Annotated in this window: 9 protein-coding genes, 5 pseudogenes and 2 other annotated features; of the genes and pseudogenes, 4 read left to right on the top strand and 10 right to left on the bottom strand. The window is 60.2% G+C overall.

Annotated elements, in window-relative coordinates; translation table 11 throughout:
- Positions 1-28 precede the first annotated feature (28 nt).
- Together QFZ94_RS41050 and QFZ94_RS41055 are read left to right on the top strand one after the other, a co-directional pair.
- Positions 29-1,762, top strand: a complete 1,734-nt coding sequence (locus tag QFZ94_RS41050; RefSeq protein ID WP_368587385.1) for a carbamoyltransferase family protein — start codon at positions 29-31, stop codon at positions 1,760-1,762.
- A 204-nt stretch (positions 1,763-1,966) separates the two neighbouring features.
- Positions 1,967-3,478, top strand: a pseudogene (locus QFZ94_RS41055) (phage integrase family protein).
- Positions 3,479-3,601: 123 nt separating this feature from the next.
- Here the strand turns inward: QFZ94_RS41055 and QFZ94_RS41060 are convergent.
- The 5 genes and pseudogenes from QFZ94_RS41060 to QFZ94_RS41080 all read right to left on the bottom strand — a co-directional run.
- Positions 3,602-4,839 (bottom strand): IS3 family transposase gene (locus QFZ94_RS41060; protein ID WP_429458928.1). Its coding sequence is split into 2 segments (ribosomal slippage): positions 3,602-4,536 and positions 4,536-4,839, totalling 1,239 coding nucleotides; the frame shifts between segments, so codons are not numbered across the junction.
- Positions 4,433-4,549, bottom strand: a sequence feature (AL1L pseudoknot). It overlaps the preceding gene by 117 nt.
- Positions 4,840-4,889: 50 nt before the next feature.
- Positions 4,890-5,783: pseudogene (locus QFZ94_RS41065) on the bottom strand (ISNCY family transposase); the annotation flags it as partial.
- Between the two features lie 189 nt (positions 5,784-5,972).
- Positions 5,973-6,143 carry a hypothetical protein gene (locus QFZ94_RS41070; protein ID WP_410853299.1) on the bottom strand — a complete coding sequence of 57 codons (171 nt, stop codon included), beginning with the start codon at positions 6,141-6,143 and terminating at the stop codon, positions 5,973-5,975.
- Between the two features lie 11 nt (positions 6,144-6,154).
- The gene (locus tag QFZ94_RS41075; protein ID WP_429463783.1) at positions 6,155-6,619 is read right to left on the bottom strand and encodes a hypothetical protein; all 465 of its coding nucleotides are present in this window, start codon (positions 6,617-6,619) and stop codon (positions 6,155-6,157) included.
- 196 nt (positions 6,620-6,815) lie between these two features.
- A pseudogene (locus QFZ94_RS41080) lies at positions 6,816-7,388 on the bottom strand (helix-turn-helix domain-containing protein); the annotation flags it as partial.
- Between the two features lie 156 nt (positions 7,389-7,544).
- On the opposite strand from QFZ94_RS41080, the gene QFZ94_RS41085 reads away from it, so the two are divergent.
- Together QFZ94_RS41085 and QFZ94_RS41090 are read left to right on the top strand one after the other, a co-directional pair.
- Positions 7,545-8,810 carry an IS256 family transposase gene (locus QFZ94_RS41085; protein ID WP_429455097.1) on the top strand — a complete coding sequence of 422 codons (1,266 nt, stop codon included), beginning with the start codon at positions 7,545-7,547 and terminating at the stop codon, positions 8,808-8,810.
- Positions 8,811-9,543: 733 nt separating this feature from the next.
- Positions 9,544-9,696: pseudogene (locus tag QFZ94_RS41090) on the top strand (transposase); the annotation flags it as partial.
- A 65-nt stretch (positions 9,697-9,761) separates the two neighbouring features.
- On the opposite strand, the gene istB reads toward QFZ94_RS41090, so the two are convergent.
- The 5 genes and pseudogenes from istB to QFZ94_RS41115 form a co-directional block, all read right to left on the bottom strand.
- Entirely contained in the window at positions 9,762-10,529 is a 768-nt protein-coding gene (gene istB, locus QFZ94_RS41095) for an IS21-like element helper ATPase IstB (RefSeq protein ID WP_429455436.1), read from the bottom strand.
- Positions 10,530-10,531: 2 nt separating this feature from the next.
- Positions 10,532-11,479 (bottom strand): annotated as a pseudogene (locus QFZ94_RS41100) (IS21 family transposase); the annotation flags it as partial.
- A 38-nt stretch (positions 11,480-11,517) separates the two neighbouring features.
- Positions 11,518-12,755 (bottom strand): IS3 family transposase gene (locus tag QFZ94_RS41105; protein ID WP_429458928.1). Its coding sequence is split into 2 segments (ribosomal slippage): positions 11,518-12,452 and positions 12,452-12,755, totalling 1,239 coding nucleotides; the frame shifts between segments, so codons are not numbered across the junction.
- Positions 12,349-12,465 (bottom strand) — a sequence feature (AL1L pseudoknot). (Overlaps the previous gene by 117 nt.)
- Positions 12,756-12,949: 194 nt before the next feature.
- Positions 12,950-14,215 carry an IS256 family transposase gene (locus tag QFZ94_RS41110; RefSeq protein WP_429463785.1) on the bottom strand — a complete coding sequence of 422 codons (1,266 nt, stop codon included), beginning with the start codon at positions 14,213-14,215 and terminating at the stop codon, positions 12,950-12,952.
- Between the two features lie 225 nt (positions 14,216-14,440).
- Positions 14,441-14,794, bottom strand: coding sequence for a hypothetical protein (locus QFZ94_RS41115; RefSeq protein ID WP_429463787.1), 354 nt, complete (start codon positions 14,792-14,794; stop codon positions 14,441-14,443).
- Between the last annotated feature and the right edge of the window lie 40 nt (positions 14,795-14,834).

The raw sequence follows: 14,834 nt of genomic DNA on the forward strand, positions 1-14,834 counted from the left end.
AGTAGCCTCAACCTTAAAGGATTCCAAGATGTATGTACTTGGTATTAACGCCGCTTACCACGAATCTGCCGCTTGTCTTATCAAGGATGGGCAAGTCGTAATGGCGATCGAAGAGGAGCGTCTAAATCGCATCAAGCATGGGAAACTCGCCAGTCCCGGGACGACGGGCGAGTTGCCATGGCTCGCGATCAATAAGTGTCTCGAGGCTGCGGGAATCACGCTTGCCGACTGTGAGCACCTCGGTTACTCCTTCAGCCCTGAAATTCTTCAAGAGGGTGTGGCACAATGGCGGGATACGAACGACACGCCTCACGTGTGGCCGCTGGAGAAGGATAGCTACCAGACAATCGAAGGGGGGCTGGACTTCATTGATGGGGTGCTGTCCGCGCGCAGGCAACTGATTGAGAACGCCGGATTCAGGGGGACCTTCCACTTTCTGCCGCACCACGATTGCCACGCCGCAAGCGCCTTCCACGTGTCGCAGTTCGATAAGGCCGCGGTGCTCGTGATTGACGGAATCGGGGAATGGGCGAGTACTTCGTTGTACTACGGAGAGGGCACGCAACTGCGCAAAGTGCACGATTTTATTTTTCCGAATTCACTCGGGTTTGTGTGGGAGAAGCTGTCAAAATATCTTGGCTTTAGCCAGTACGATGCGTCCAAGGTCATGGGTCTCGCCGCCTATGGCGACGCTACCAAAACCATTGACCTATTTGCGAAGATTGTGACTAGCAAGCAAAACATGAGCGTCGATCTGGCCGTGCTGCGTCATGAATCGCCAGACTTTTCTCCGTTGGAGACGCTTTTCGGCCTGCCAAGGCGCTATGAACCTGTGGACTTCAACGTCGAGAACTGGCAGGCCTACGTGAATGTCGCAGCTGGCCTGCAGTTGCTGACCGAACAGGTGCTCGTAGAAATCCTGCGTCGTTTCGATTATCAAACCCATCGCAACTTGTGCATGGCCGGGGGCGTCGCGCTAAATTGTGCAGCTAATGGCGCGATTGTGCGTGAGAAGCTGTTCGACAATATCTTTATTCAGCCGGCCTCCAACGATGCTGGCACCGCGATGGGGGCTGCATTCCTGATTTGGAATCAAATGCTTGGTCGGCCGCGGGACTATGTGTTTACGAACGCCTACCTCGGCCCGAGCTACACTGACGATGAAATCGAGGCGGTGCTTTCTCGCACGAACCTGAACTACAACAAGGTGGAAGTTGCGGGGAAAGCCGCGCAGCTTATCGCTGATGGCAACATTGTCGGTTGGTTCAGTGGTGGGATGGAGTGGGGGCCGCGTGCGCTTGGTGCGCGTAGCTTGCTAGCAGATCCACGCAACAAAGACATCCGCGAATTGATGAACGTCAAGGTGAAGCATCGCGAACTTTACCGTCCGTTCTGTCCAAGCATTCTCGGAGAACGTGCAGAGGAATGGTTCATCGGAAGTACCGACGTGAATGCAGGAAAGTACATGCTTACGACGTCAGTGGTCCACCCCGAAAAGGCGGGTGCGATCCCGGCGGTCGTTCATTTTGACCAAACTGTACGTGCGCAGACGGTTTATCGGGAGGATAACCCTGAGTACTACCGCTTGATTTCTGAGTTCGAGGCACTCACAGGCGTTCCGCTGCTGCTAAACACTTCCTTCAACGACTCGGAGCCGATTGTGTGCAGCCCTCAGGACGCCATTAATACATTTTTGAAGACCGACATCGACTACCTCGTGCTTGGCAACTACCTCGTTGAGAAAAACCCAGGTTACACCTGACATCTGCCCTGAGACCTGGCCGTACATGGGGTTGTAAGCCGGAATCGCCAAAATTTTGGAAGTTCTTTGATTTCAGGTGGTTAGAGAAGGTCGAGACCCGCAAGCATGGCTGCGATGTCGATCGGGTTCTCGTTGCGAAACGTGTAATGCCCGAGCCCGGCTCGCGACGCCTGCCGAACCCGGGGGTTCCCGGATGCCGATGCGCTGGCCGCGCTGCGTGGCTGGTATGCAGGCCTCAGTTCACGTGCAACCGTCCTGCGCTACCTGCCTGGCCTTAAGGCGCCGGGCCGGTCCGCACGTGGCATGCTCGGCCGCATCCGCCGGCAGCTCATTGCGTTCGCCGAAAGCCGCCATCGACTGGATCTGCCGGCGGTATTCCAGCACACGCGCCAAGAGCGGCGGGGGCGAGCCAAGGCAGTTGAACACGCGCTCAGGACGTTGCCCTCGTTGACTGCGCCACAGCCCCAGATCAGCGACGACATTGAATGGTGGTTCGCACCCCGGACCGCGAATGCCCTGCGTGCACACGGCATCCATACGCTCTCGGAACTGACCGTACGCATCCGGCGACGGCGCGGATGGTGGCGAACGATCGAGGGGCTCGGCGCGATGGGGGCTCGGCAAGTCGAAGCATTCTTCGCCGAGCATCCGCTGTTGACCGAGCGCGCCCGCGCACTGGTCGCGGTCACCAAGCCACGCAGCATCGTGCCGTGGGAAGAGTTGCGCCTGCCGCACGAGGTCGATGGCTCGCAGGGCAGTTTCCGGGCGCCGCGTAATGCCTGCACGCTGAACGTGACGAACGATTACGAGGCGGTACAGGCGTGGCTTGCGCTGCACGAAACAGCGACGACGCAGCGCGCCTATCGCAAGGAGGCCGAGCGGCTGATCCTGTGGGCGATCGTCGAACGCGGGCGGGCGCTGTCGTCACTGCCCTGTCAGCGCGCTCAGCAGCCTACGCACTGACGGTGCTCTCGGCGCTGTTTCGCTGGCTGATCGAGCAGCGTAACGTGCTCGCCAAATCCGTTTTCCGGCGTCAAGGTCCGAGGCCACGCCTCGCAGCCAGCGCTGGACACGACGCGCGGTTTCACCGAGGGTGAGTGGCTGCTGGTCCGCGCGATTGCCGACGGCCTCGAATGGTCCTATGGCTGGTCGGAGCCAGCGGCCCAGCGGCTGCGCTTCCTGCTTGACTTCGGCTACGCGACGGGTCTGCGCGCGAGCGAACTGGTCGGCGCCGAGCTCGGCAGCATCCGCGTGGACGGGCACGGTGATCAGTGGCTGCATCTGGTCGGCAAGGGCAGCAAGCCCGGCAAGGTGGCACTGCCGCCGCTCGCGCGTACTGCGCTCGATCAGTACCTTGCACAGCGACGCCTGCCTGTCACGCCACAACGCTGCAACCCGAAGACATCACTGGTCGCGAGTCTGGGCGAAGACGGCGACGCGGGTATCGCGGGTTCGCGTCTGGGGCGCGTCATGCGCCGCTTCTTCGCACAGGCAGCCGACGTGATCGAGGCCGATCATCCGGTAGCTGCCGAAAAATTGCGCCGCGCGAGTCCGCACTGGATGCGCCACAGCCACGCGCTCGCTAGCGGGGCCAAACTGACCAGCGTGCGCGACAACCTGCGCCATGCATCGATCGCGACGACATCGATGTACCTGCACGGCGACGAAATCCAGCGTGCGAGGGCTATGGATCAGGCCTTTGCCGCCCGAAAATAGCCGCTAACCTATTGAATTCGAAGAATTTCGAAAAAATCGGCGGTTCCAGCATATAACCCCTACAAGCGAATGATTTCGTTGGCATGAACCGCCCCGGGTTTCCCGGAGACTATTTTGCTTGAGTCATGCCACGGCGGCAGACCCAGCGAGATTTGCATAATAAGCGGCTTCGGCCTGCGCGGGTGGAATGTTGCCGATGGGGCCGAAGAGCCGACGATTGTTGAACCAGTCCACCCATTCGAGCGTCGCCATTTCAACGGCCTGCAGATTGCGCCACGGTCCGAGGCGATGGATGACCTCTGCCTTGTACAAGCCGTTGATCGTTTCAGCCAGTGCGTTATCGTAGGAGTCGCCCACGCTGCCCACCGACGGCTCGATGCCCGCCTCGACCAGCCGATCCGTATAGCGGATCGATACGTATTGCACGCCGCGGTCGCTGTGATGGATCAGCCCGTCCTGCTGCGCCGGCTGTCGTTCGTACAAGGCCTGCTCCAGTGCGTCCAGAACGAAGTCCGTGCGCGCCGAGCTCGACACGCGCCAGCCGACAATGCGTCGGGCGAACACGTCGATGATGAACGCGACATAGACGAAGCCCTGCCAGCTCGATACATAGGTAAAATCTGAAACCCACAGCGCATTGGGCCGTTCGGCCGTGAATTGCCGCTTCACCAGATCCTTCGGGCACGGCGTCGAACCATCGCTCACTGTCGTACGTACCGTCTTGCCCCGCACCACGCCGCGCAGGCCCATCTGCTTCATCAGCCGCTCGACCGTGCAGCGCGCCACGACAATGCCTTCGCGCTTCAATTGCGTCCAGACCTTGTCTGCGCCATAGACCTGGAAGTTTTCTTCCCACGCGCGCCGGATCTCATCCTTGAGCATCCTGTCACGCTGGGCCCGCGGCGGCACCAGGTCAGGATTGGCGCGGCGAGCCACATGGGTGTAGTACGTCGACGGTGCGATTGGCAGCACCCTGCAGATCGGCTCGACCCCGTAGACGTGCCGGTGATCATCGATGAACGTGATCATCACTTCGGTCGGCGGTCGAGCTCCGCCTGTGCGAAATACGCTGACGCCTTGCGCAGGATTTCATTGACCTGCCGAAGCTCACGTACTTCCCGCTCCAGTTCCTTGAGCCGATCCTGCTCCTGCGTACTCGTGCCCGGGCGCAAACCCCGATCCCGCTCCTCCTTGCGCACCCAGCTACGCAGCGTCTCGCCCGAGCAGCCAAACTTCGCCGCAATCGACGCGATCACTTTCCATTGCGATTCCCGGTCGCCTTGATGTTCCAGCACCATTCGCACAGCCCGCTCACGCACTTCCGGCGAGTATCTTGGGGATTTCTTCTTCGTGTTTTCCATAGCTCCATTTTCTCAAGAAGTGGAGTCTCCGGAAAACCCGGGGCGGTTCACTTGCCAAAGCGCCGGTTGAAGTCGGCGATGAAGGAGGGCGCCCAGGCATTAGCGGCCTCCCGCGTACTGATGCCGCGCAGCCTGAGTTCCTTGACGAGCCGGTCCTGCAGCGTCAGGTTGGCCCGCTCCACGCGCCCCTTGGCCTGACTCGTGTTCGCACAGAACGCGTCGATATTGAGCTCGTACAGGGCTCGCCCAAACTGCGTGACGCCCTTGCCGGCGGTCTCCGAGCGCTTCTTGACATAGAACACGCTGGCCTTGTCGCTGTAGAACGCCACCGGCTTGCCATGCACGCCCAGATACTTCTGCAGCGCCTCGAAATAGCTGAAGGTCGACTCCGTCGCCGTGAAGTGCAGCGCCATCAGTCGTCCGGTCGCATCATCAATGAACACCAGCAGCGTGCACGCCGGCGCCCGGTCCTCGAACCAGCGATGGTCGCTGCCATCGATCTGGATCAGCTCGCCCAGGCAGGCACGACGGTTACGCGGCTGATAGACCTTCGGCGGGCGCTCCTTGCGCGGAATCCACAGACCGGCCGCTCGCATCAGTGTGCGCACCGTCTCGACCGCCAGATCGATGCCATGACACTCCCGAAGCTTCTCGCACGCCAGCGTCGGGCCGAAATCCGCATAGCGCTCACGGATCAGCGCCAGTGCCCGTTGAGCCTTGCCCGGAGGCAACTGGTGATTGCCCGGGCGACCGCGCTTGCCCGACACCAGTCCGGCCACGCCAGCCGCCTGGTAGCGCAGCACGAGCCGCTCGACCTGTCGCACGCTCAATCCCAGCCGCTCAGCCGCCTGACCAGGCTTGAGCCGGGCTTCGGTCACCGCCTGGATGACCTTGAACCGGTCAACTTCCCGCATCGTCATCGTGATCGTCCCAGTCGCGTTCATCGCCGGCGCGCTCCATGTGGATGTCCGGCGGACAAACTACCCAGAACACGACATTTCTATTTAGCGGAAACCCGACATTTCTATTTGGGACCTACAACATAAATGTTGTTAAATTATGTTATGTCAAATCTCACCACAACAAAAAGCCCGCTAATCAGGCGGGCTCGGCGGGTCGCTGTAAGACAGACGTCAATGAAGCTTTTCCACGACAATCGTTGCGATCATGACGGCGACGAGCACAAGCGATCCCCACACCGACAGCTTGAGGCTCTGCGTGCGGGACTTGGTCGCCTGCTCAATAGCCTGCTTTCGCTCGGCGGCACTGAGGTCCGCCAGATGCGGGTTCTGCATATAATCCATGCTCTGCTCCTTCAGCCGGCCATGGCGTGGACCCATCCAGCTAGGGCCAATGTTACCACAGCGACAAACAGCGACGAGGTAAAGGCGGCGTAGCGAACAAACCACCATTCCCTGCTCCATATTGAGATCGGGGCGACGCCTGTCAAGGGCTCCGGCCCGATCGCGTTCACGCCGGCGTTTAGGCCGTTGAAGACTGCGGCAATCAGAAGCAGGAATCCCGCGATGACCATCGGCCATGTCGCTGCCTTCGCAACAGCCATGGCCTTGACGAGTTCGGCAAATGCGCCCGCCGCCCATCCCAGTCCGACGTAACCCAGCTGACCGTCGCGAAACGCGGCAAAAAAATCGACTGGATCGCGTCGTCGGAGCTGCCGTCGAAACCACCAAATGCAGCCTAGGATGATCAACGGCGCGAGCGCGCCGACGAGCACGTTAGACCCGAACCAGCCCAGCCAGTCTGCCCAGAACACTGTCACCAGGCCCCCTCCATGTTGGCGGGTGCGCTGTAAGTGTCCGAGGCCTCGTAAACGTTCGAAAGGGGCGCGAGCCAAATGGGCACGTCGCCGCTCGTGAAATTTAGGTCGTTCATGTGCTTCTCCAAAGACCGCACATGATAATGCCCCGTTTTACCGGCTGTCGAGCGGCTGGTCAATCGGGTCGGTCCTACGGGAACCTGTGACGAGCGTGCGGAGCTGCAAGGTGTCGCCGGCTGACACGCACCTCCGTGTGCATAGGATAGCGGTGGCCCTTATGCAGCGCGAACTCGTCCATCGCCAGATAGCGGATCGCCGACCAGTCCGGGTCGGCCACACGGGCACGCAGGCGCATCTTGTCGATCGACTTGACCGTGTGCCAGCCCAGATCGTAGAAGGCGGCCACCGCCTGTACGCTGGCCGCCTGCAACAACTTCTCGCACGCCTTGGCAAAGCGCTCCGTTACCCGCTGGTAGCGGCCCAGCCACTCCAGCTTCTCCAGCCGTGGACCACCACAGCTCTCGCACCAGACCCGGCGGCGGGGCACGTGCAGCACTACCCGATATTCGAACAGTGGCAGATCACGCACGCGTCGCACTGTCGTCTCATGAATCTGCGAACAACGCGCTCCGCATTGCTCACAATGCATGACCCGGCCCACCGGTTTCAGATAAAGCGAAAGCGTGTGGTTCTCGCCCTGTGGCCACTCTACGCGTTCCAGCCGGTAGCCCTTCCAGCAACCCAGCGCCTGCAGTGCCTTGCGATCGAGCAATCTCCCCCCTGATGTCCCCTGAATTCAGGTAGAGCTATTGTCGAATCTGGTGTACAGCGGGAGCGGCGGGAATTTGAGAAGGCGGTGGCGGTCTAGCGAGAATGTTGCTTGTCAAAGGCACAACCAGCGAACCCGAGAAGGCCGGACCCGACCACCATGAAGAAGATTACGCAAGAAGCGAACAGCAGTAAAGCGCAAACGAAAAGCGTGCTAGATGAGCTGATCCAGCAAGGCGCGCGGCAGATCATTCAGCAGGCAGTCGAGGTGGAACTGGCGACCATGCTCGAACAGTACAGCAACGTGAAGTCGATCGACGGCCGGCGTGCCGTGGTGCGCAACGGCTACCTGCCCGAGCGCGAGGTCGTCACAGCGATCGGTCCGGTGACGGTTCAGGTGCCGAAGGTGCGGGATCGTTCGGGCTCGGGCATCCGGTTCAATTCGACGATCGTGCCGCCGTACGTGCGCAAGTCCGCGCGCGTGTCGGCAGCGCTGCCGTGGCTGTACCTGCGAGGCATCTCGACGGGCGACATGAGCGAAGCCATGGGCATCATGCTGGGCGGCCAGGTCAGCGGCATGTCGCCGAACGTCGTGAGCCGGCTGAAGGCCCAATGGGCCGATGAGCATGAGCAGTGGAATCGGCGTGAGCTGTCGTCGGCGCGCTGGGTCTACTGGTGGGCCGACGGCATTCACACCGGTGTGCGCAGCGACGATTCCGACGGCCAGTGCCTGCTGGTGATCGTTGGCGTCAAACCGGACGGGACGAAGGAACGTGTGGCCATCGGTGACGGCTACCGGGAATCGAAGGCATCGTGGAGCGAACTGCTGCTCGATCTGAAGAAGCGCGGCCTGCCGTCGGGGCCACTGCTGGCCTGCGGCGATGGCGCGATGGGATTCTGGGCCGCGATGGAGGAAGTGTTCCCGCAGACGAAGCATCAGCGCTGCTGGTTTCACAAGATGGGTAACGTGCTCAATGCGCTGCCGAAATCGCAGCAGGCTCGAGGCAAGAAGGCGATGCAGGACATCTGGATGGCGGCCACGCGCGCTGATGCACTGGCCGCATTCAATCACTTCGTCGACGCGTACTCGGCAAAGTACCCGAAGGTCGCCGAAAAGCTGACGGAAGATCGTGACGAGCTGCTCGCGTTTTACGATTTCCCGGCTGAACACTGGCAGCATCTGCGCACCACGAACCCGATTGAATCGACCTTTGCGACGGTGCGCCATCGCACGAAACGCACGCGCAACTGTGTATCGCGCGCGACGTTCCTCGGGCTGGCGTTCAAGCTGATCGAGTCGGCCGAAGAATCGTGGCGGCGCATCCGCGCCCCGGAAAAGCTCACTTCGATGCTTGACGGGATGACGTTCAAGGATGGAGAACCGGTGACCGACAGCACACCGGCTCAGCAATCGCTAGCCGCCTGATTACGCCGAGACCGCATACACCAGATTTGACTTTAACTCATTCAGGTATCAGGTTACGCAATTGGTGAAAATCGCTCCACGCTTTTCTACGAAGAACCCATTTACTGTAATACGTTCCACGCGACCGGCTTGCGTCGCCGCCAAGATGGGCTATGAGCACATTATGCTTTTTTGAAAATCGAGAGTCCCGTTCAGATCATATTTCAGGCGTGTCGCCCCGGGGCCGAAATCGACCCTCGTCGCGGGGGTCATGCTGTCTAATTCCAACGTCGGCGCGCTCATTCTGCCTTGCCCATCTGACTGTGGCAGGACGGTTCCCAGTGCGCAGTCGGTGACTATTAAATAGTAGGAAAACTGAACAATATTGAAAATGTACTGTGTATTCGGGGCGCCTTGTGCAACTAGCGCGGGACTAGAGTCAATGTATAGCGCAACACCCATGGTCAACGCATCGCTTACCGTGAAACTTCTATCTGTATTAATTCGAAGTTTACCCATAAGGTGGTTATCAAAATATGGCCGTCCAGAATAGAAGCTGCCGTTTTGATATCCAATTGGAAGCGAGTTTTCGCCCTTTGCGGTGAATGGGAAGGCTGACGTCATTTGCCCGTACTGGAATTGCGCACCTACATCAATTGATTTTGTGGCATTTCCCCAACCAAGTGAGCTTCCCCTGAAATTTCGCCTTCCAGCAGGTCGGGTATAAACTCGACCGAAAGGAAGGAAAGAAGAAATGTTTAAGGTACCGCACCAGGTGTACACGGCGGAGTTCAAGGAAGCTGCAGTGCAACGAGTCAAGGACGGGCAAGGCGTGAGCGCCGTGGCCGGCGAATTGGGTATGTCGATACAGACGCTGCGCAACTGGCTCAAAGCGTCGGAAGCCGGCCCCGATGGGCAGTTCAAACTCCTCCACTTGTGGGCGGCTAAATTCCCCCAGGCAGGACGAGCGGATTATGCGTCGGATTCCTCAGTGACGGCAAGCCTGGCAGCAGCTTCCCGGAGTCGATAGCTCTTGCCTTCAAACTCGAGGAGTTTGGAGCGATGCAGCAGACGATCAAGGATCGTCGAGGCCATGGTGCTGTCGCGAAGGTAGCGCCCCCAGTCCTGGACGACACGGTTGGACGTGACGAGGATGCTGCGACGTTGCTTGTAGCGTTGATGGACCAGTGTCTGCAGCAATTCGGCCGCGGCATCGGGAATGCGTTTGGCGAGGAACAGATCGTCAAGCACGAGGAGTTCGGGCTCGACCAGGGCCTTGAGCAGCCGGTCCTGATCGGCACGTGTTTCCACGGCATAGCCGGCGAACACGGTGTCGGACTCGACGTATCGCACCTTCATTCCCTGCAGGGTGGCGTTGTAGGCGATAGCCTTGGCGATATGACTTTTGCCGGTGCCGGGTTTGCCGATCAGCAGCGCGTTGTCGCTGTCGGCGACGAACTTCAGCGTGTGTAGCTCGAAGCAGGCCTGCCGGGGGACTTTCGTGTTGAAGGACCAGTCGAAGTCGCTCAGGGTTTTGCGCTCGTCCAGGCCGGACTGCTGGAAGCGTCGTTCGAGAAGCCGGGACTGTCGTCGATCGAGCTCGTCCTGCAGAATCATGGAGAAGGTTTCAAGGAATGGCTGCTGGCTGGCCTGGGCTTGCAGCACCCGGGTTTCCAGTGTCGCGCTGATGCCGGACAGGCGCAGTTCGCGCAGGGCGCGGTCGATTTCGGCAAGGCTCATGCTCAAGAGAGATCTCCGTTGGGTGATGGCATGGCGGCGCTATGCTTGGCGCCGAGGGTGAACAGGTCGGCGTAGTCGTCGCCGTCCCGGATGAGGTGATGTTCCTGAGTCAAGGGCAGTTCGCCCTGGACGGGCGCGTCCAGTTCGGCCAGCGCCTGCTCCAGCAGACGCTCGGTCAGCGCCTTGACCTGTTTGTAGCTGGGCATGCCTTCTCTCATTGCGATCTCGCAGGCCGATTCGATCAGGCGGCGGGGATAGCGCCGGACCAGGCCGACGATGCCCCAGAGCTTGCGCTGACCGACTCGCCCTTCGGTGTCGAACAGATGCTGGCACAGGCGTTCGGCCGATGGCCCGATCGTCCTGGCCTGCGCGAGGATGCGGCGCGTTTCCCGGGAGGGATTGAACGGTCGCTCGTCGTGCGGCAGGATCACTGTTCCCGGCCTGTCGGCCAGAATGTGGGTGCGCAGCAATGTCTGTGTCTGGAGGTTGCGGATTTCCAGGTGACGGGCAAATTTACGCACCAGCACCTTGCTGCCAATGGGAGCCGGTTGGGCAGCGTAACTGCTGTGGTCGACCCGTACGCACGTGTCGTCGCAGACCGTGTAGACCTTGTCGGTGAAGTATTCGAAGTTGCGCGCCGGCAAGGCACGCAGATGGGGGCGCTCTTCCTCGAACATCGCCTGAACCTGGCGACGGGTACTGCCGTGGATCCTTCTGGCCGCCCAGTTCGATTCCCATTGATCAAGGAAGGCGTTTTGCTCCTCGATCGACTCGAACCGGCGCCCCTTCAGGGCCGTGCCTTGGGTATGCTGGATAGCGTTCTCGACGGTGCCCTTGCGATTCGGATCTCGTACGCGGGCTGGGTCCGCCACCACGCCGTAGTGAGCGAGCATGGCTGCATACACCGGATTGAGCTCCGGCTCGTACAGGTCCGGTTTGATCACGCCTTTGAACCGCCCCGGGTTTCCCGGAGACTATTTTGCTTGAGTCATGCCACGGCGGCAGACCCAGCGAGATTTGCATAATAAGCGGCTTCGGCCTGCGCGGGTGGAATGTTGCCGATGGGGCCGAAGAGCCGACGATTGTTGAACCAGTCCACCCATTCGAGCGTCGCCATTTCAACGGCCTGCAGATTGCGCCACGGTCCGAGGCGATGGATGACCTCTGCCTTGTACAAGCCGTTGATCGTTTCAGCCAGTGCGTTATCGTAGGAGTCGCCCACGCTGCCCACCGACGGCTCGATGCCCGCCTCGACCAGCCGATCCGTATAGCGGATCGATACGTATTGCACGCCGCGGTCGCTGTGATGGATCAGCCCGTCCTGCTGCGCCGGCTGTCGTTCGTACAAGGCCTGCTCCAGTGCGTCCAGAACGAAGTCCGTGCGCGCCGAGCTCGACACGCGCCAGCCGACAATGCGTCGGGCGAACACGTCGATGATGAACGCGACATAGACGAAGCCCTGCCAGCTCGATACATAGGTAAAATCTGAAACCCACAGCGCATTGGGCCGTTCGGCCGTGAATTGCCGCTTCACCAGATCCTTCGGGCACGGCGTCGAACCATCGCTCACTGTCGTACGTACCGTCTTGCCCCGCACCACGCCGCGCAGGCCCATCTGCTTCATCAGCCGCTCGACCGTGCAGCGCGCCACGACAATGCCTTCGCGCTTCAATTGCGTCCAGACCTTGTCTGCGCCATAGACCTGGAAGTTTTCTTCCCACGCGCGCCGGATCTCATCCTTGAGCATCCTGTCACGCTGGGCCCGCGGCGGCACCAGGTCAGGATTGGCGCGGCGAGCCACATGGGTGTAGTACGTCGACGGTGCGATTGGCAGCACCCTGCAGATCGGCTCGACCCCGTAGACGTGCCGGTGATCATCGATGAACGTGATCATCACTTCGGTCGGCGGTCGAGCTCCGCCTGTGCGAAATACGCTGACGCCTTGCGCAGGATTTCATTGACCTGCCGAAGCTCACGTACTTCCCGCTCCAGTTCCTTGAGCCGATCCTGCTCCTGCGTACTCGTGCCCGGGCGCAAACCCCGATCCCGCTCCTCCTTGCGCACCCAGCTACGCAGCGTCTCGCCCGAGCAGCCAAACTTCGCCGCAATCGACGCGATCACTTTCCATTGCGATTCCCGGTCGCCTTGATGTTCCAGCACCATTCGCACAGCCCGCTCACGCACTTCCGGCGAGTATCTTGGGGATTTCTTCTTCGTGTTTTCCATAGCTCCATTTTCTCAAGAAGTGGAGTCTCCGGAAAACCCGGGGCGGTTCAGCCCGTCCAGACTTTTCAGCTTGTTCATCGCGGCTCCTCAAATCGGTCAGGGCGACACTCTAACCGATCCTTGAGCGCTATTTGCACCACACCCTTAAAAACCAGGAGTTAAAGTCAAATCTGGTGTATGCGGTCTCGGCGTAATCAGGCGGCTATCGATTGCTGAGCCGGTGTGCTGTCGGTCACCGGTTCTCCATCCTTGAACGTCATCCCGTCAAGCATCGAAGTGAGCTTTTCCGGGGCGCGGATGCGCCGCCACGATTCTTCGGCCGACTCGATCAGCTTGAACGCCAGCCCGAGGAACGTCGCGCGCGATACACAGTTGCGCGTGCGTTTCGTGCGATGGCGCACCGTCGCAAAGGTCGATTCAATCGGGTTCGTGGTGCGCAGATGCTGCCAGTGTTCAGCCGGGAAATCGTAAAACGCGAGCAGCTCGTCACGATCTTCCGTCAGCTTTTCGGCGACCTTCGGGTACTTTGCCGAGTACGCGTCGACGAAGTGATTGAATGCGGCCAGTGCATCAGCGCGCGTGGCCGCCATCCAGATGTCCTGCATCGCCTTCTTGCCTCGAGCCTGCTGCGATTTCGGCAGCGCATTGAGCACGTTACCCATCTTGTGAAACCAGCAGCGCTGATGCTTCGTCTGCGGGAACACTTCCTCCATCGCGGCCCAGAATCCCATCGCGCCATCGCCGCAGGCCAGCAGTGGCCCCGACGGCAGGCCGCGCTTCTTCAGATCGAGCAGCAGTTCGCTCCACGATGCCTTCGATTCCCGGTAGCCGTCACCGATGGCCACACGTTCCTTCGTCCCGTCCGGTTTGACGCCAATGATCACCAGCAGGCACTGGCCGTCGGAATCGTCGCTGCGCACACCGGTGTGAATGCCGTCGGCCCACCAGTAGACCCAGCGCGCCGACGACAGCTCACGCCGATTCCACTGCTCATGCTCATCGGCCCATTGGGCCTTCAGCCGGCTCACGACGTTCGGCGACATGCCGCTGACCTGGCCGCCCAGCATGATGCCCATGGCTTCGCTCATGTCGCCCGTCGAGATGCCTCGCAGGTACAGCCACGGCAGCGCTGCCGACACGCGCGCGGACTTGCGCACGTACGGCGGCACGATCGTCGAATTGAACCGGATGCCCCAGCCCGAACGATCCCGCACCTTCGGCACCTGAACCGTCACCGGACCGATCGCTGTGACGACCTCGCGCTCGGGCAGGTAGCCGTTGCGCACCACGGCACGCCGGCCGTCGATCGACTTCACGTTGCTGTACTGTTCGAGCATGGTCGCCGGTTCCACCTCGACTGCCTGCTGAATGATCTGCCGCGCGCCTTGCTGGATCAGCTCATCTAGCACGCTTTTCGTTTGCGCTTTACTGCTGTTCGCTTCTTGCGTAATCTTCTTCATGGTGGTCGGGTCCGGCCTTCTCGGGTTCGCTGGTTGTGCCTTTGACAAGCAACATTCTCGCTAGACCGCCACCGCCTTCTCAAATTCCCGCCGCTCCCGCTGTACACCAGATTCGACAATAGCTCAAAAACCAGCTTTGTTTGATGCAGCGCTAATGCATGGCAAATAAACCACGTGTAACCCTGCAAGTCCTTACTATGATGGATCGCACAATATCAAACTCCATCATAAAGGCTGGGGGGTTTTATGGCGCAGCGTATTCAGGTTCTCTGCATCAGCAAGACGAAGAGGCAGCGTAGGCACGAGGCCATTTCGCATATCGGCGGAAAGAATGCCGACGGGAGTCGGTGGAACATGAGGGAGAAAGACGCTATTAACGGGATTGAGACGGGTAAGTGGAACTTCTATGTTGTCGGAGGTGGCGAGACTGTTGATGTGTTCGTCTGGCAAACCCCGCAAGGCCACAAATACCTCAGGACCGGGCACGACATGACCATTGCGGACAATCTTCTCGGCCTGCCCGAGTGCCCAATAAATGGTTGTCGTTGAGCATGGCGTATTCAACGTCGCCACCGCCATGCTGCCCAGCGCACCTTGCCCGGATTTCGGGGGGCGAACA

Origin of the sequence: Paraburkholderia sp. JPY465 (assembly GCF_050436725.1) — a bacterium.
GTDB classification, from domain to species: Bacteria; Pseudomonadota; Gammaproteobacteria; order Burkholderiales; family Burkholderiaceae; genus Paraburkholderia; species Paraburkholderia youngii.